At 53.6% G+C, this 18091-nt stretch carries 15 protein-coding genes; 4 read left to right on the top strand and 11 right to left on the bottom strand.

Going from position 1 to position 18091, the window contains the following annotated elements; translation table 11 throughout:
• Positions 1-94 precede the first annotated feature (94 nt).
• From argB to dnaK, 7 genes are all read right to left on the bottom strand, one after another.
• The gene (gene argB / locus ACFSSA_RS12200) at positions 95-964 is read right to left on the bottom strand and encodes an acetylglutamate kinase (protein WP_386820737.1); all 870 of its coding nucleotides are present in this window, start codon (positions 962-964) and stop codon (positions 95-97) included.
• 11 nt (positions 965-975) lie between these two features.
• The gene (locus ACFSSA_RS12195) at positions 976-2523 is read right to left on the bottom strand and encodes a hypothetical protein (protein WP_386820736.1); all 1548 of its coding nucleotides are present in this window, start codon (positions 2521-2523) and stop codon (positions 976-978) included.
• Between the two features lie 58 nt (positions 2524-2581).
• Positions 2582-3175: a dTMP kinase gene (gene tmk, locus ACFSSA_RS12190; protein ID WP_386820735.1), complete on the bottom strand. Its 594-nt coding sequence runs from the start codon at positions 3173-3175 to the stop codon at positions 2582-2584.
• A gap of 40 nt (positions 3176-3215) precedes the next feature.
• Positions 3216-4679 (bottom strand): carboxypeptidase M32, encoded by a 1464-nt coding sequence (locus ACFSSA_RS12185; protein ID WP_386820734.1) that lies wholly within the window; start codon positions 4677-4679, stop codon positions 3216-3218.
• Positions 4680-4866: 187 nt separating this feature from the next.
• Entirely contained in the window at positions 4867-6519 is a 1653-nt protein-coding gene (groL, locus tag ACFSSA_RS12180; RefSeq protein ID WP_386820748.1) for a chaperonin GroEL, read from the bottom strand.
• A gap of 42 nt (positions 6520-6561) precedes the next feature.
• Positions 6562-6852, bottom strand: a complete 291-nt coding sequence (locus ACFSSA_RS12175; RefSeq protein ID WP_386820733.1) for a co-chaperone GroES — start codon at positions 6850-6852, stop codon at positions 6562-6564.
• 128 nt (positions 6853-6980) lie between these two features.
• Positions 6981-8897: a molecular chaperone DnaK gene (gene dnaK / locus ACFSSA_RS12170; protein WP_386820732.1), complete on the bottom strand. Its 1917-nt coding sequence runs from the start codon at positions 8895-8897 to the stop codon at positions 6981-6983.
• A 277-nt stretch (positions 8898-9174) separates the two neighbouring features.
• On the opposite strand from dnaK, the gene ACFSSA_RS12165 reads away from it, so the two are divergent.
• Positions 9175-9510, top strand: coding sequence for a hypothetical protein (locus ACFSSA_RS12165; RefSeq protein ID WP_386820731.1), 336 nt, complete (start codon positions 9175-9177; stop codon positions 9508-9510).
• Between the two features lie 3 nt (positions 9511-9513).
• Here ACFSSA_RS12165 and ACFSSA_RS12160 read toward each other — a convergent pair whose 3' ends face one another.
• The 4 genes from ACFSSA_RS12160 to ACFSSA_RS12145 all read right to left on the bottom strand — a co-directional run bounded on the left by ACFSSA_RS12160 (position 9514) and on the right by ACFSSA_RS12145 (position 14015).
• Entirely contained in the window at positions 9514-10569 is a 1056-nt protein-coding gene (locus tag ACFSSA_RS12160) for a DNA topoisomerase IB (protein ID WP_386820730.1), read from the bottom strand.
• 96 nt (positions 10570-10665) lie between these two features.
• A complete protein-coding gene (locus ACFSSA_RS12155; RefSeq protein ID WP_386820729.1) occupies positions 10666-12795 on the bottom strand; it encodes a catalase in 2130 nt (709 codons plus the stop codon).
• Positions 12796-12883: 88 nt separating this feature from the next.
• Positions 12884-13375, bottom strand: a complete 492-nt coding sequence (locus tag ACFSSA_RS12150; protein ID WP_386820728.1) for an MOSC domain-containing protein — start codon at positions 13373-13375, stop codon at positions 12884-12886.
• A gap of 88 nt (positions 13376-13463) precedes the next feature.
• Positions 13464-14015, bottom strand: a complete 552-nt coding sequence (locus ACFSSA_RS12145; RefSeq protein WP_386820726.1) for a biliverdin-producing heme oxygenase — start codon at positions 14013-14015, stop codon at positions 13464-13466.
• A 99-nt stretch (positions 14016-14114) separates the two neighbouring features.
• On the opposite strand from ACFSSA_RS12145, the gene ACFSSA_RS12140 reads away from it, so the two are divergent.
• Genes ACFSSA_RS12140 through ACFSSA_RS12130 form a run of 3 tightly spaced genes read left to right on the top strand, consistent with a single transcriptional unit; the run spans position 14115 to position 17904 of the window.
• Positions 14115-16319, top strand: a complete 2205-nt coding sequence (locus ACFSSA_RS12140) for an ATP-binding protein (protein WP_386820724.1) — start codon at positions 14115-14117, stop codon at positions 16317-16319.
• A 10-nt stretch (positions 16320-16329) separates the two neighbouring features.
• Positions 16330-16779, top strand: a complete 450-nt coding sequence (locus ACFSSA_RS12135; protein WP_386820722.1) for a response regulator — start codon at positions 16330-16332, stop codon at positions 16777-16779.
• A 6-nt stretch (positions 16780-16785) separates the two neighbouring features.
• The gene (locus tag ACFSSA_RS12130) at positions 16786-17904 is read left to right on the top strand and encodes a hybrid sensor histidine kinase/response regulator (protein WP_386820721.1); all 1119 of its coding nucleotides are present in this window, start codon (positions 16786-16788) and stop codon (positions 17902-17904) included.
• Positions 17905-18091: the final 187 nt, after the last annotated feature.

The following is an 18091-nucleotide window of genomic DNA, read 5'->3' as shown; positions in this document are numbered from 1 at the left end:
TTCCATTGAGGAAAGCATTTGCGCAAACGGAGCCAATCCTTGTTGGGAACGACTCCGTTTTCCGGGGTGAATGCGGGCTTTTCCGGAAGATCGGCTAGCGAATGACTTCTGTGCCGATGCCGCCATCGGTAAAAATTTCCAACAGAAGGGCATGGGGCAGGCGGCCATCCACGAAGTGGACTTTACGGACTCCGGCATTGAGCGCATCTACCGCCGAGCGGACTTTCGGGATCATTCCGCCCGAAATTGTGCCGTCGGCGATCAATTCATCGGCCTTGGCTCGATTGATGGATTTGATCAAGCTGGAAGGATCCTTCGGATCGGCAAGCAAGCCGGGGACATCGGATAGATAAACGAGTTTTGAAACCCGCAGCTCTTTGGCCAAGGCCGCGGCTGCAAGATCCGCATTGATATTGAGAGGTCTGCCTGTGCCCAGCTCCGAGGCGAGTGGAGAAATCACCGGGACAATTCCCGCTTTGTGGGCGGTGTCCATGTTTGACAACTGGCAACCTACGACCTCACCGACGCGACCGAGATCGACGGGATTTCCTTCGGAGTCGAAATTTTTTAGTTTTTCGCCCAGAAAAACATCTGTTCCGGGGATGCCGGTCGCTTTCCCTCCGAAATCCCGGATCATGCGGACCAGTCCCGGATTGATCTCACTGGAAAGCACGCGTGAGACGATATCGATGGCGGCATCCGTGGTGACCCGGAAACCCCCGATGAAGTTGGCCTCAAGCCCGGCTTTTTCCATCGCTGCGGAGATCGCTTTGCCCCCGCCGTGAACGACGATCGGATTGATGCCTGCTACCTCAAGAAAGACGATGTCCCGCATCACATTGGCGACGAGCTCCGGGTCTTCCATCGCGGATCCACCCATTTTTATGAGAATGGTCTTCGAGCGGAATGCTTGAAGATACGGAAGGGCTTCGATGAGTGCGTTGGCTTTTTCAGCTGGATTCATGGCGATGTTTTTTATTTTCGAGGCTTACGATTCGATCTTTTTCGTGAACTTTTCGGAGTGGCTTTTTTCGCGGCCTTCTTGACCGTCTTTCTGGCAGCCTTCTTCGCGGCGGGGCGCTTTGGTGCGTTTGGCGCGGCTGGCTTTTCGGGCGCGGTCTCTGTGATTTTTTCCGAACCTTGGGTTGTCGTGATGTTCTCCGACTGAGATGGAGCGGGGACTGTAGTAGCCGGCTTCCGGATTTGCGGAACCTCCGCTTTTGATTCTTCCATGTCGCTCTTTTGTTCAGGGAGGGAAACAGTCGAGGCTGGAATGGCTAACAGGTGATTTCGCGTGAGCGGGACAGCAATGGCGACCATGGCAAGAGCTGGCATTGTGGGCAGCCACGCGCCTGCGATCGGGACCAAGGCGAAGTGAAAGAGTAGAATCAGACCAATTAGAATGAGGAGAGGGATTTTCCCATCCAATCTGGGATAATTGCCCATTCCAATAATCAGGCACAGCAGAGATCCCATTGCCAGCAGCTCAACGGCCGGAGAATACCGGTGGAAAACGTATGATGAAGAGGTGAAATGTGGATCGGCCAGTGAAGCGATAGTGCCGACCAGGGACTTCGAAAAAGCAATGGAAGAAACATCGCTGGAGGATAAGTCATTGCGTAGCACGATAGGACGGAAATTTGTCCCCGCAAAGAGGTCATCGGGAGCATCGATTAGATTTTGTGCAGGAACGCTTTTGCTCTCCCGGAGAGTGGGTGGGGTGATCGACAAGCGCCCGAATTCATCGATTGGAAGGTAGGAAGCGCCATCGCCAAGCTCCACAAATTCACCGAGATGGATTTTGACCCCGGAGGGCTGGAGGCCGTAGTGATTCAGCGCCGCAAGCAGTTGGAATGATAGAACTACCCGGTCTTCCCAGCGGGCGAATAAATGGGGGACGTCATTCGCGGGCTCCGATTCCAGCGCTGTGAAACCTGCGAGTGACGTCTTATTGCCCAATACAATGTCCGGAAGGGAAACCCGATTTACAATTGGGAGTAAAGCCGTGTCTCCGTTAACATCCGAAAGGGGAATCGAAGCGCGGCGAAAGGCGGCGGGAATTGGTGACGGAACGGGATTGCGTGAGAGCGGAGCGCAGGTCACAGGTGCGGAAAATTTATCCAGCTGTTGGTCCAATGCGGTCAGCGAGATGATATCCGCTGCCTGCCAGGCCAATGGAATTGCAATCGCCGGGCTGTCCTGCCCGAGTCTTTGGATGTTTTTCAGGATAACCGCGAAATCAATCGGCGAGGGTGGAGAACTCTGGAAAAAACCATCCGGGTCATCTCCCAGGGAAACCACCGCCGGTCGGGTTCCAGGCGTTGACTGTTGAGCGCTCGAAAAATCCCGCAGCGTATGCGGATCGTCATGGGCTCCACTACCGGTGATGAAATAGGGCTTTTCTGCGAAAGTTAGTGCGGTCAGCTTGAAAATCGCCTTGTCGACGGAAGAGCCTGGTAGAAGAAACCATACGAGTAACGCCGTAGCTGCACAGAGCAGAATGGTAGGGATACGGCGTTTCATGCGGAGAGATTGAGCGCGGCTAGCGAAAGTTCCAATATCGAAGATTCTACGGGTTCACTTATTGTTGCCCGCAGGTCGATGTAGGCAGTGCTGCAATGATCGATTCGGTCACCTCATCGGGCGATTTATCGGTATCAATTATCCTGACAAAACTCTCACTTGCCAATGAGAGAAAAATTTCGCGACAGCGTGAGAGATTTTCCCGCCTTTCGAATTCATTGGTGCCCGCGCCCCGGCCGCCGATCCGCGAAAGCGCTTTATCCAGATCAAGATCCAGGATTAGGAGTAGATCCGGAACCGGAGCAAAAGCTTCGTTTTTTTTGCGGATTTCGGTTGGGTCGAAGCCGCGGGCACCCTGGTAAGCCATGGTCGAGAAATAATACCGGTCCAGGATCACGATTTTTCCCTGGGCCAGCGCGGGAGCTATCTTTTTGGAAACGTGTTCCCGGCGGTCTTTGATGAAAGTCTCCAGTTCTTCCTCGGGAGATAGTCGGCCAGTTTCCGCGGAGTTTCTCAGCAAGGTGCCCCAGGGGCCGTCCGTCGGCTCGAAGGATGACACCACGGTTTGTCCCTTTGCTTCGAGATATTCTGCGAGGCGCTTCGCTTGCGTGGACTTTCCAGTGCCGTCGATGCCTTCGATTACGATAAACATGGTGTAAAGTGGTTCTATACGGTGGGAACTGCGATGTCTCTTAGAGATAGCGGGCGGACAGGTGCTTCAGGTAATGGCTGGTTTCCGGAATAGAGCCGGTGGCCTTTTTCATCAACGCCGCTGGATCGTGAACGCCTCCGTGGGCGTGAATGTTTTCACGAAGCCATTTTAGCAGAGGCGCGTAGTTTGCCGCCGAGGTTGCGTGGCTTATTTCCGGGTCGGAGGTCGCGGCTGAAAAGAGCTGTGCGGCATTGATATTTCCCAGCGTATAGGTCGGGAAATAGCCGATGCCGCCCATCGACCAATGGATATCCTGAAGACAGCCGCAGGCATCGTTTGCAGGGGCGAAACCGAATGATTTCTTGAAGAGCTCGTTCCAGACATCCGGCACTTGCGCGACGCTGATCTCCTTGTTCAGCAGCATGCGCTCGATTTGAAAGCGAAGGATGATATGAAGATCATAGGTCGCCTCGTCGGCCTCTACGCGGATAGGCGAAAATTCCGCGCGATGGATATATTGGAGGAACTTTTCCTTGGGGAAATCCTTGAGCTGTTTGAAATGTTCCTGGGCGATCGGGTAGAATTTATCCCAAAATTCAGGAGAACGGCCGACTTGATTTTCCCACAGCCTGGACTGGGACTCGTGGATGCCAAGTGAGACCGCTGTGCCGGATGGCAGGCCGAAATCCTCCCCCGGAAGGCCTTGTTCATACATGCCGTGGCCGGCCTCGTGCATGATACCGAAGAGGGATGATGTGAAATCGTGGCTTTCGTATCGCGTCGTAAGGCGGATGTCGCTCGGTCCGAGGGTCGTGCAGAAAGGATGGGTCGTCGTATCGATACGACCCGCATGAAAATCAAAGCCGATCTCTGCCGCAACGAGTGTGTTGAAATCCTGCTGAACGGAAATCGGATACGGACCGTCGGGAAGGGTTGGTTTTTGCTCCCGGGTTTTGGCAACAGCGTTGGCGGAAAGGGGAGCGAGTTCTGCCTGAAGGGTATCAAACATCGTCGCGATCGTCGCTGTGGAGGTTCCACGCTCAAAGCCTTCGAGCAGCGCATCATACGGCTCTCCAGGATAGCCCCAGAGTTCTGCTTTCTCGGTGGCGAATTCCAATAGCTCCTGCAGATGCGGGGCGAAGATTGAAAAGTCCGCTTCCTTGCGGGCCTTGATCCACGCATGGTGGGCAGAGGACTGGGCACTGGACTCACGGGCTACGAGATCGGTGGGAATCTTGATCGAGCGATCAGACTCACGGCGAAGTTCCCGCAGGTTAGCCGAGTGGACGGGATTGCCACCGGTGTCCCGGGACTCCGCTTCATCCAGCGCGGCGAGGTATTCGGCGGAAGTGGCGAGTTCGTGCGCGTGTGCCGCCAGGTAGGATAGCTGTTGGGCGCGGTAATCCGCCGCACCGGATGGCAGATAAGTTTCCTGGTCCCAGGAGAGTATCGAGCCAGTCGTATTAATGAGTGAGATCTGCCTTACACGCGCGAAAATGTCCATGGCGAGACATTGGGAGATGATCGCGGTAACGTCCAATCAGAACATCGAAGATATTTCCAGCGGCCTGAAATAAGAAAAAAGCCGGACAGGGCGAACCTGTCCGGCTTGGAATTGTCGGGAGGAAGATCTCCCGGGAAGCGCCTATCTAAGGGGTGTTTCCGGGATTTTTCCTCCTTCCGAAGGGGCATTACATCATGCCGCCCATGCCGCCGTGGTCGTGACCATGGCCACCTGCACCGGCTTCTTCCTTCTCAGGAAGATCGGTGATGAGTGCCTCAGTGGTGAGGAGCAGGCCGGAGATGGAAGCCGCGTTTTGCAGAGCGGAGCGTGTCACCTTGGTAGGATCGACAACACCAGCTGCAATGAGGTCTTCGAATTTGTCGGTAGCGACGTTGTAGCCGTGGCCTTCCGGGTTGTTTTTGACCTTTTCAACGATAAGCGCACCTTCGCGGCCTGCGTTTGCTGCAAGCTGACGGAGTGGAGCTTCCACAGCGCGGGAAACGATGGCAAAACCAGTGAGCTCGTCATCGTTGGATGCTGCGTCAGATGCTTTGTTATCGCATGCTGCCTTGAGGGCGCGAATGAGTGCGGTGCCGCCGCCAGGGACGATACCTTCTTCGACAGCCGCGCGAGTCGCATGAAGGGCGTCTTCCACACGGGCTTTCTTCTCTTTCATCTCGGTCTCGGTAGCTGCACCAACGTTGATGACCGCTACGCCGCCAGCAAGTTTCGCAAGGCGCTCCTGGAGCTTCTCGCGATCGTAGTCGCTAGTGGTTTCGTCGATCTGACGGCGGATTTGGTTAACACGGCCTGTGATGGCATCTGATGTGCCGCCACCTTCAACGATGACAGTGGAGTCCTTGCTGATGGTAAGGCGCTTCGCTTCACCGAGGTCGCTGAGTTCCACGGACTCCAGCTTGATGCCGAGGTCTTCGGTAATCACGCGGCCACCGGTGAGAACAGCGATGTCTTCCAGCATAGCCTTGCGGCGGTCGCCGAAGCCAGGTGCCTTGACAGCAGCGATGTTGAGGATGCCGCGGAGTTTGTTGACAACGAGTGTCGCAAGAGCTTCGCCTTCGACATCTTCAGCGATGATGATGAGTGGCTTGCCGGATTTTGCGACTTTTTCGAGAAGCGGAAGCATGTCCTTGAGGGAGCTGATCTTCTTCTCGTGGATGAGGATAAGAGCATTCTCAAAAGATGCTTCCATTGTGTCCGGATCAGTCACGAAATAAGGGCTGAGGTAACCTTTGTCGAACTGCATACCTTCTACAACGTCGAGAGTTGTTTCGAGGCCTTTTGCTTCTTCAACAGTGATGGTTCCGTCCTTGCCGACTTTGTCCATGGCCTCAGCGATGATGCCGCCGATTTCCTTGTCCCAGTTAGCGGAAACGGTCGCGACCTGAGCGATTTCCTTGGTGTCGGAGACAGTTTTGGAAAGCGCTTTGAGTTCTGTGACGATCGCTTCGGTGGCCTTCATGATGCCACGTTGGAGAGAGATCGGGTTGGCACCTGCGGTTACGTTGCGGAGACCTTCTTTGTAGATGGCTTCGGCAAGCACTGTCGCTGTGGTGGTTCCGTCACCGGCGATGTCGGATGTCTTGGAGGAAACTTCACGGATGAGCTGTGCGCCCATGTTCTCGTAAGGGCACTCGAGCTCGATTTCCTTGGCTACCGAAACACCGTCCTTGGTGATTGTCGGAGAGCCGAATTTCTTGTCGAGGATGACATTGCGGCCGGCTGGGCCGAGAGTTGCCTTCACGGCACGTGCAAGTTTTTCAACTCCGCGCAGGAGTGCTTGGCGTGCTGCTTCGTCGAATTGTAGTTGTTTGGCCATAATTTCTAGATTTGGTAATTTGTGGTTTAAAATTTCAGATTGGAATTATCCAACGATACCGAGGATGTCTGACTCAGAGATGATGAGGACTTCCGCGCCATCAAGTTTGACCTCGGTGCCGCCATATTTGGAAATGAGAACCTTGTCGCCGACCTTTACGGAAAAGGTAATATCGTTACCTTTCTCGTCTTTGCCGCCGGTGCCAAGGCTGAGAACTTCAGCTTCCTGTGGTTTTTCCTTCGCTGTATCCGGAAGGACAATGCCACCTGCGCTGATTGCGTCTGCTTCGAGGCGTTTTACGAGGACACGTTGTCCGAGTGGTTTGATGTTTGCCATAATATGTATTGGTTCTTTGTTTCTTTTGGTTTGTTTGAGAAGCCACGCCTGCATGACACGGGCGTGGAAAGGGTTATGTGGGAAAGCGAAGCGTCGCGACCTATTGGCGGTCGCTAGCCGGGTTCGGATTAATCCACGACTTCCGCATCGACGACTTTGCCTTTGGCCTTTTTCGGCTCGGAGGACTCACCGGATGCTTCCGCTGGCTCGACATCCGGATTTCCGCCCATTGCCGCACCTGCTTGTTGTGCTGCTTCGGCAAGTGCCTGGAGCGAATTTTCCAGCTCTGTGGTCGCTGCTGTGATTTTCTCGATATCGTCGCTGCTGATTGCATCGCGGACGGCTTTGACTTTTTCCTCAAGTGAGGATTTGAGCTCCGCAGGAGCTTTGTCGCCAAGTTCCTCGATTTGTTTTTCCACGGAGAAAGCAAGGTTTTCAGCTTTGTTGATCGCATCAACGCGCTCGACGCGCTTGCGGTCCTCCTCGGCATGTGCTTCCGCATCGGATTTCGCTTTTTCGATCTCTTCTTTGGAAAGACCTGAAGAGCCCTGGATGGAAATCTTCTGTTCTTTGCCGGATTGTTTGTCTTTTGCGGAGACGTGGAGAATGCCGTTGGCATCGATATCGAAGGTTACCTCGATCTGCGGTTCTCCGCGGCGTGCCGGTGCGATTCCATCCAGCTTGAAGTTTCCAAGAAGTTTGTTGTCCGAGAACATCGGGCGCTCGCCCTGGCAAATGCGGATATCTACGGCTGGCTGGTTGTCGGCAGCTGTGGAGAAAACCTGCGATTTCTTCGCTGGGATGGTGGTGTTGCGCTCGATCATTGGTGTCGCACGGGAGCCTTCGGTTTCGATGGAAAGCGAAAGTGGTGTGACATCAAGAAGAAGGACATCTTTCACATCACCTGCGAGAACGCCGCCTTGAATTGCCGCACCGATGGCAACAACTTCGTCCGGGTTTACACCTTGGTGAGGAGTTTGTCCTGCGAGTTCTTTGGCAATTTCCACAACCTTCGGCATCCGTGTCATACCACCTACGAGAACAAGCTCGTTGATCTCGGAAGCGGAAACTCCGGCTTCCTTGAGGCAGTCGATAACCGGCTTTTTGGTGCGTGCGAAAAGCTTGTCGGTAAGCTGCTCCAGCTTGGACCGGGAGATGGTGAGCTGGATGTGTTTCGGTCCGGTCGCATCCGCGGTGATGAACGGCAGGTTGATATCGTAGGACTGGCTGGAGGAGAGGGCGATTTTTGCCTTTTCCGCCTCTTCCTTGATACGCTGAAGCGCATCGGACTGACCGGAAAGATCAATGCCCTGGTCCTTTTTGAACTCCGCTACAATGTATTCGATAAGAGTGTTATCCCAGTCGTCACCACCGAGCTGGGTGTCACCATCAGTGGCGAGAACTTCGAAAACGCCATCGCCGATTTCCAGGACGGAAATATCGAAGGTGCCGCCGCCGAGGTCGTAAACCGCGATCTTTTCATCGGATTTCTTATCGAGACCATAAGCGAGTGCCGCCGCGGTAGGCTCGTTGATGATGCGGAGCACCTTGAGACCGGCGATTTCGCCCGCTGCCTTTGTGGCGTTACGCTGGGAGTCATTGAAATAAGCTGGGACAGTGATCACCGCCTGGGTGATTTTCTCACCGATTTTAGCTTCTGCATCGGCCTTGAGTTTGCCGAGAACCATGCCGGCGATTTCCTGCGGGGAGTAGGTCTTTGTCTCACCGGAGACTTCCACTTCGATGTGGGCATCGCCATTGGATGCAGCAACGATTTTGTAGGGCATGCGCTTGTCGGCATCGGTAAGCTCGTTGAACTTGCGGCCGATGAGGCGTTTGGCTGAGAAAATGGTATTTTTCGGGTTGGTTACCGCCTGGCGCTTTGCGGCTTGGCCGACGAGGCGTTCGCCGTTTTTGGCAAATGCAACAATGGATGGCGTGGTGCGTGCACCTTCGGAGTTTTCGAGAACTGTTGGCTCACCGCCGTCCATGATGGACATACAGGAGTTCGTAGTGCCGAGGTCGATTCCTAGAATTTTAGACATAATATTTAAAATGGGTGGTTGTTTCCGCTTCCTATCGCAGGATCGGTGCCGATCTCACGAATTGTGAGAATCCCCAATGTTTGCAAGGATCGCGGGCATCTGTTGACATCTGGGAGCAGGCGATTCTGGGACATACTGGCACGATGCTGTGCGACGTATTGGCGCGGTGTGACAGGTTGGATGATGTTGGCCGTTCAGCGGATTCCGGGAGTGGGATTTTCCAGTCTGGTGAATAATTTTCATAAGGCGTCCGTCTGACCGGCAACCCTTGGATCCCATGAAACGCCTGTCATTGTTCCTTCTTTTTACAGCTATCGCAAATGCCGGTCCCGATTGTGCGGAATCAGAATTTCTTGCCGAATGGAAGCGCACCCGGATTGCGCTGGAGCGAGCGGGTTACAGTGTTAATCACTTTGCGAGAACCCCATTTGAAATCGCCCGGAAACAGCAGGACATACGCAGGCAGATCGATCAGCGCCGCGATTCCCGTGCTGGATACGGAGCCGTCCGCATCGGCGGGATGAGTTCCGCTGGTTCTTCATCCTCATCCTCATCGAAAATCAGGAAAGCACCACCCATTGGCAAGCTGGGAGCGAGCCGGAAGTTGAGATGAGGTTCATTTAACGGATGTGATGATTTTAAGCACGCGCCGCTCATCTGCATGAAGCCCGGCACTTCCGTCCGCTTTCCTCAACCTAGGCGCGGGAGCGTTCATGATGTGATGGAGAAATCCGTCCATGTAGCGCTCCAATAAGGCGGGGTGGATGTAGTATTTCCGGCAGGTTGCTTTGGTATGATTGAGCTGCTTGGCAGTCGACGCGATGGCTAGGTTGATAGCGCGCTTGATCTCTGCCTGCGTGGTGCCACAAGGAGCGTTCTTGAGCGCGCGGGCGCAGAGCACGGTGGCCTTCCAGGTCCGCAGCTGTTTTGCAGTGAAATCTCCTCCCGTGGTAGCTTTCAACCAGTCATTCACATCGGATGAGTCGATATCATGGAGCTGGCCTGAATCGTCCTCGTAGCGGAAAAGATGCTGGCCGGGCAGTTCATGTAGGTCTTCGACCAGTTTTACCAGCCGCGCGTCCTGAATTTCTGTAAGATGCTGCTGACCGGACTTGCCGCGAAAGCTAAGGATGACGCTTCCATCTTCGGACTCTTTCGCATGCTTCGATAGCAGTGACGATAGGCCATAGCTGCGGTTTTCTTTCTCATACCTTGCATTTCCGATCCGGTAGCCTGTCTGATCCAGCAAGCATACGATTCCGGCAACAATACGATCCTTATCGAGACTCTGGTTCTTCAGTGATTTCCGATAACGGGCACGGAGTTTCGGCAATGTTTTGGCAAAATCCGGAAGCACGCCGAACTTCAAATTCGCTGCATGTTCGTGCCAGTGGGGATGGTAACGATATTGCTTCCGCAATCTGGCATCCATACCAGTCGCCTGCAGATGGCCGTTTGCCTTCATACATATCCAGACATCCTCATATGCGGGTGGAATTGCCAGGGAAAGGATGCGCTTTCGCTCCGGTTTGGATGTCAGCAAGGTGCCATCCGGGTATCTGAACGAAAACCCTCTGCCACGCTTCAACCTCCGATAGCCAGGCATACTATCGGAGGTGAATACCAGCCCCTGAGGCAATAGGGCGTCTGATGGTTGTAGCAGAGTGCTCATTTTGGGTTTGCCTACCGGACGATATCAACGGCCGGCAATCGAAATGGCCCCCGGCGGGCTTTGGAAGAAGATCCGCCGAGAGCTTCAATAGATTCTCTATTTGCGCGCCCAGAAGCGTAATGCCTTGGACGATTCCACAAATGAAAGGACATCCTTTTCTTCTGAGAGCTCGATCATAGCCTCATCGCTAGCAGGATCTCCGGCCCGGGTGATTTCCGAAACAAGGCCGGCTGCTTCCGGGCTGAAGCCGATGTATTTTTTATGAGCGAAAGCATCGGCCACAAAATCGCGGAAAGCAGGCATGCTTTTCAAACTCTCCACAGCCTCGTCCGATGCCAGAACCGCAATCACATCGTAGAGCACCGAGGGGCCTCCGTCGATTTTCTGGTCACCTCTGCGCTTCGATCCATCGGAAAGAGTCACCCCGAAGATTTTCGGAGTTACTATCTCCATCGTCGCGCCTTCCGCTTTCAATGCTTTTTCGAGAGTTTCCACGAGCTTCTGATCCGCCCCGTTGGTAAGAAGGATTCCACATTTTCTTCCTTTGAGACTGTTCGGGCAATTTTTCAGAATACTAAGCGCATCCGAGGTTTGCAAATCTGTCACGGGCTCCCTTGCCGGTGGTGCGGCTTCCGGAAGCACCTCCAATCCCAGCCCTTCTGCAACCGCACGTGCCAGCTCGTCGGAAACGTTCAGAAGATGGGAGACGATTCGCTCCCGGATTGCAGGAGTTTCCACCTTGCTTAGCTCGAAGACAAAAGCGTCTGCGATATGTTGCTGCTCGACTTTGGTCTGGGAGCGGTAAAATTGGTTTGCCTGGCTGTAGTGATCGGAAAATGTTTCCGCACGGGCGCGGACTTTTTCCCCTTCTTCATAGGCTGGAAATGACTTGAAGCCGCCAGACCATTCCCGCGGGCCCGTTTGATCTCCTGACCAGGAGTTCGGCTCATAGTTCGCTCTACCACTGGGGTTCTTCATCGTTCCGTGGCCATCCTGCATAAAGTGACGCACCGGGCAGCGGGGGGCATTGACCGGAATATGGGTAAAATTAGGCCCTCCCAAGCGTTTCAGCTGCGTATCCAGATAGGAAAAATTCCGGCCTTGGAGGAGGGGATCATTGGTGAAGTCGATACCCGGAATGATGTTCTGGGTGCAGAAGGCGACCTGTTCGGTTTCTGCAAAGAAATTATCCACGTTTTGATCCAGAACCAAACGCCCGACGGTCCGTATAGGAACCAGTTCTTCCGGAATTAGTTTGGTGGAATCAAGAATACTAAATGGGAATTCTGCTGCGAAATCTTCGTCGAATACCTGGAGCCCGAGTTCCCATTCCGGGAAATCTCCCATTTCGATCGCATTTCTCAAGTCCCTGCGGTGGAAGTCAGGATCAGCACCATTGATTTTTACCGCTTCATTCCAAGTCACCGATTGCAGGCCTGCTTTTGGTTTCCAGTGGAACTTGACGAATTTGGAAGCACCATCGCGATTTACCAACCGGAAGGTGTGGACTCCGAATCCCTCCATGGTGCGGAACGAACGGGGAATGGCGCGATCCGACATTATCCACATGAGCATGTGGGTTGATTCCGGCATCAATGAGACAAAGTCCCAAAAATTGTCATGTGCGGTTTGGGCCTGCGGAAATCCTGTATGGGGCTCAGGCTTCGCGGAATGGATCAAATCGGGGAATTTCATCGCATCCTGGATGAAAAAGACCGGGATGTTGTTGCCGACAATATCCCAGTTTCCGGTTTCCGAATATAGCTTCACGGCGAATCCGCGGACATCGCGGGCCAGATCGGGGGATCCCTTGCTACCGGCAACGGTGGAGAACCGGACGAATGCTTCCGTTTTCTTGCCGACTTCTCCCAGCACGGATGCCATGGTGATATCGCTACAATCGTCCAGACACTCGAAGTATCCACGGGCACCATAGCCACGTGCGTGAACCACTCGCTCGGGAATCCGTTCGTGGTCGAACTTGAACATCTTTTCCCGAAAGTTCATATCCTCCAGCAGACTTGGACCCGAGGCCCCGACTTTCAGCTGGTTCTGGTCATCGGAAATCGGCAGACCCTGGGGAGTGGTAAGCGAATCCCCGGACCCGTGGGCCTTTTGGTGCATCACTCCGCCCATCAGGTGTTTGAAAGGACATCCCTGTGGCTCGCTGGCCTGATCGGGAACTTTGGCTTGGTTGGTGGCTACGAAGTTTTCTGGCTTTTTCATGGAGCGGGCATTTTCGCATGATCCATGCCACGGGCTGATTCGTGTCTATCCCGGTAATTTTTCCAGCAACTACGGACATTTCCAGCAGTCACCCAAGCGCCAGCCCCTTGCGAAGACGCCCGCTGGTAAGGATTTTTGCACGAAGACCCCCGCGAAATTCACTCTTCATAAACTCTTCCGCTCCGGGATCAATCACCCGATCCATCCAATGGCAGGGTTTGCATTCCTGGGAGCCCTCGAATTCGATTCCCTGAAACACGAATTTCTCTCCTTTGAGCGATTTCAGATCGAGCCCGGATACAATTAGATTCCGGCGAAAAATAGACGCAGGAAGCTTGGGTAGTTTGAATTTTTGCCGGATGGCCACCACTACCTCTTGATCGAAAAAAGTTACCTGCCCCTTGAAATCGGGACGGTAGTTGAAATAGCGGTCGCCCAGAAGTCCCATACCGGCTACGCATTCCACTTCCTCGCATTCGATGATTCCTTGCTGCAAACGCCCTTCGCCCTGCCGTCCCCAGTAGTCGTGGCCTTTTGAAAGATAAATGTGATGTAGAAGCGGGGCTGTGGCAGTGATCATGTTTCCGGCCATAAAGATTCCCCATCAGTGGAGAATTTCAAACGGGATGATTTCCAACTCTTTAAATCCACCACAAACCCGCTGGCTATCACGACGTTTTGTCATTCAAATACCGCTCGAAAACCTCGAACGTTTCGCAGGCGATAGCACAGCAGCCGGCCATTTCCTCCGGGGAAAGCTTCAGTCCGCCCAGCCAGCTAACAAATGCTCTCCACATGATCGGGTTTTTCTCGCCGAATCCTCTCAGAAAACCGCCGCCTGCAAGCTGGGCATCCGGATGTTTTTCATGGATTCTCCGTAGGATCTGTCCGCCTCCATGCACGCTTCCTTCCAGGACGTATAGGGTTCCCACGGTCTCGGAGATTGTGGAATCCCCGTAGGTGAAAGGGGCGGAGGGCAGTTGGCCGTATCGGCCTCTTCGAGCGGGAAGGTCAGGTAGCTCCAGGGATGCCGCCAAGTTCCAATCAATCTGCTTTGCCACGACCTGGAACGCTTTGGAAAACTTCAGCAAATAGGCTTCGCAGGCAGCTGGAGAAGAGGTGATTTGCTCCAGATTGAACGCTGTATCCAGATTCGCATGGGCCGCTTTCGTGCTGTTGCGGAGCTGCTCTAGAAGGGGAGGGATGGGACGGGTTGGCATTTTTAAGTATCTCACCGAGGGTTCCCTACTACTGCTTTACCTGCAAGGATTTCCATTGCGAACGAATCCGCATGAAACTAAATCGGTTTTGCTAAATTCATGGAAAAAGAGAGATCAAAGACAGATGAGTGTGCTTTGGAGCCGATTCATCTGCTCGGCAAAATTCAGTCGCATGGCATCCTGATAGGAATGGGAGTCGATACAGGGCTGATCACGCATGTCAGCGAGAACGTGAAGGAGATACTGGATCTGGATCCGGCTGAAATTCTCGAAACTCCGTTTGTGAATTATTTTGAGGGCTTGAATCGTGATGGTGCCTTATCCGCGATGGATAGCCCGGCCTATCTTTTCAATAACCCATTCCGGATCACCAGTAAGACGAGCCCGGCAATGAAGTTCGATGGGGTGGTGCATCGGTCCGGCGATAGTATCATCCTCGAGCTGGAAAGGAGCTCCGCCTCACCCGATGGTGTGGATGACTATTTCCGGCTGACCTCAAATTCGCTGCTCTCCCTACAATCCGGAGAAACGATCGAATCCATCGCCGGGGTGATGGCTCTTGAGATCCGCCAATATACCGGATTTGACCGCGTGATGGTCTATCGGTTTGACTCCGACTGGAACGGGAAGGTCGTAGGGGAAAACCACAAAGCGGGAATGACATCTTTTCTGGGGCTTCGCTTCCCGGCCAGCGATATTCCTCCGCAGGCACGGGAACTTTATAAGAAAAGCCTGATCCGCCTGGTAAGGGATACCGGCGATGAGCCAGCCGGGATACTCGCTTCCGCATCTCAAGACGCTGCAAAGCTTGATCTGAGTTTATCCGTCCTCAGAGCGGTTTCCCCCATACATATCCAGTATCTGAAAAATATGGGAGTGGGCTCTTCGATGTCGATTTCCCTACTGACGCCATCGGGAGAGTTGTGGGGGCTTATTGCTTGTCATCACGACACACCGATGACGCTCGATTATTCCGCTCGCGCAGCCTGCACCCATTACGGTCAGGTCCTGGCCTCCAAGCTGATTTTTGCGGAAATCTACGCCAGACAGGCAGAGGAAATCAAACGGCGCGAGAATTTGCCGAAAGCGATCCGCTGCCTGGCTTCTGGCGAGGATATCCAGAAAGCGATTGTGGAAAACGGGGAGCTCTTTCTGAAAGTCTTCGATGCGGACGGTATTGCTGTCGTGGAGAATGGCTGGACGGAAAGCTATGGCTCAGTCCCCGGAGAGGATGCCTTGGCTTCGCTTTTGAAAGCAGTCCCCAACGATGACGCATTGCTGGATCTATGGACGACTCGTAGCATTTCCGGGCTTGGCGGGGAGCCGTGTGGCTCGGCAGGGCTGCTCTCCCTGCGTATTGGTAAGGATTGGCACATCGCTGTATTCAGAGATGAGTATGTGGAGAAAGATCTGTGGGGAGGAGACCCGGAGGAATACAGCCGGGACTCTCGCACCGGTAAGCTTGGTCCTCGGGAGTCCTTTGCTGCCTACATGGATATTGTGAAAGGGCTTTCAAGGGAATGGACGGAGATAGATCGCGCAATCGCAGCGGAAATCCGCTCGTCGCTGGGTGCATTTCTCATCGATCGCTCCCAGCGGGTGGCAAGGCTGAATCTGGAGCTGGTAAATAGAAACTCGGAGCTCCAGCAATTCGCCTACTCGGTATCTCATGATCTGAAATCCCCGCTGATTACTGTCAATGGGTATGTCCGGGCTCTGGAAGAAGATTTAGACGAAGGCGATATGGAGCAAGCTCGCCATTCCTTGTCCCGGATCAGCTTCGCAGTGGAGAAAATGGGCGGCCTGATCGATGAATTATTGGTGTTTTCCCGAATCGGCCGGGAAGGAAAACACGCGGCGACTGTGAACATGGAGACAATGATGTCCGATCTTAGGGAAGAGTTTTCCGAGCGCATCAGGGAATCCGGAGTCAGACTGGTGCTCCCCGAGAAGCCGCTCGATCTCATCGGCGTGGAAAGTGATATTGTCCGGGCTTTCCGGAATCTAATCGATAATGCCCTGAAATACATGACTCCCGGGCATCCTGAGCCGGAAATCTGTCTGTCCTGCTCCCAGTCGGAGAAATCCGTGGTCTACAAGGTTGTGGACAATGGACCTGGAATACCTCCGCAACATCACGAAAGGGTATTCCGGCTTTTCGAACGTCTTGATAACAAAAAAAGCGGCTCGGGGGTCGGGCTGGCTCTCGTCAAAAAAGTGATTGAACAAGCAGGCGGGAATGTAAAGCTGCTCTCGGAGGAAGGAAGTGGCACCACTTTTGTTCTCACCTTTCCTGCAGTATAATTGATCCAGTATGAATGACGGAAAACTGATCGACTTTTTATTGGTCGAAGATGACGACGACCACGCCGAGCTTTGTATACGTAGCTTGAGACGCTCCAGACTGGTCAATACCATTGAAAGAGTCTCCGATGGTGAGCAGGCAATGGATTACCTGCGCGGAGAAGGGATGTTTTCCCGGCGCCAGATGCCCGAGGTAATCCTTCTGGATCTGAAGTTGCCCAAAAAGAACGGTTTGGAAGTTCTCAAGGAAATCCGGGAAGATCCCGCACTCTCACACCTCTTAGTGGTAATTTTGACCACCTCCGCCGAGCTCAGTGATCGGGAATCGGCATATGAGCATCATGTGAACTCCTATCTGGTGAAACCCGTCGAGTCCGAGAATTTTCGGAAAATGATCTCGGATCTGAGCCTTTACTGGGGCATCTGGAACCAGCCGCCACCGTCGAATAGGAAAGGCTAGCAGTTAATGTATTCATCCTCGTTCCGTAAAATCAGTCTTCTCGTCATCGAAGATAACGATGACCATTGGTATTTGTTGAATCGTCATCTGTCCCGTTCCCAGCAACCCTGGGTGGAGGAAATCATCCGCGTTCCCACCTTCGAGGAGGGGAGGGAGCAGCTCAAGTCTGGCTCGTTTGACGTGGTGATTCTCGATCTGAATCTTCCCGACAGTGATTCGGCGTGGACGATCTTTCATGGCGGGGAAATTTTCGAAAGGCTTCCCACCATTGTGCTGACTTCTCTGGAGGATGAAAAGCTTGGTGAAACTGCCATAAGACTCGGTGCCCAGGACTTTATTTCGAAAGACGCAATCAATGCGGAAATCATCCGGAAGACCGTCAGACACTCGATCGAACGCTTCAAAGTCCAGCAGGAACTGAAGCAACGTAACGAAGACCTGCGGCTATTCGGAAAAACGCTGGCACACGAGATCAGAAATCCACTTCACATCGTTTCTCTGACCCTTGAAATTGTCGCGAGCACGCTTAGAAAAATCCCGGATCAAGATCGCCTGGAGGAACAGATCGCACGTGCCTCACGCAATACGGAGAACATCAGCAATGTGATCACCGAGCTCCTTTCCTCCGCTCTGTCGAGTGAGGATGGAAAGGTGTTTCCGGTCAGTCTCGAAGCTGTGATCGCGGATGCTCTTTCCGAACTCGAAGAGGAAAACGGTCCCTCCTTCACGCATACCGTCAGTCTGGCAAAGGGCGAGGTGATGGCAAATCCACAGACACTCAAACAGGTGTTCTCCAATATTTTCTCGAACTCGATAAGATATAGGGACTTCGATCGGCCCATACATCTGGAGGTGAAGTCTGAACATGTCAAAATCTCCTCGGCAGCGACACGTATCTATATCCGCGACAACGGGGTAGGAATCTGTCCCGACGATCTGCCCATGATCTTCAAACCCATGTTTCGGGCTAGAAGCACCGCCGACCGTGACGGAACCGGTCTGGGACTTTACTTCTGCAAGAACGCCATCGAGAGAATGGGTGGTTCTATCGATGTCATATCAAAACCCGGGGTGGGCACCACTTTCGTGATCGATCTCCTCGATGCGAAACCCTCCGAGAAATAGCCTCAGGATCAGGCTACGCGCCTGCAGCTCGGCGGCTGCCCCGAGTTTTTTCCTCATTCCACAGGTCATCCTGGAAATCGGGCGCAGCAAGTAAAACACGGAGCGACGCGAGAGCTCACCAATGAATCTCACAGATCATCCAGCGGGCTTCCGCTCTTACGGTCCGGATCGTTGAGAACATGGGTAT

This window comes from Luteolibacter algae (assembly GCF_042683045.1).
In the GTDB taxonomy this organism is placed as follows: Bacteria; Verrucomicrobiota; Verrucomicrobiia; order Verrucomicrobiales; family Akkermansiaceae; genus Luteolibacter; species Luteolibacter algae.
Note: the sequence above shows the minus strand (reverse complement) of the source record. Positions and strands in the feature narration are given on the sequence as shown.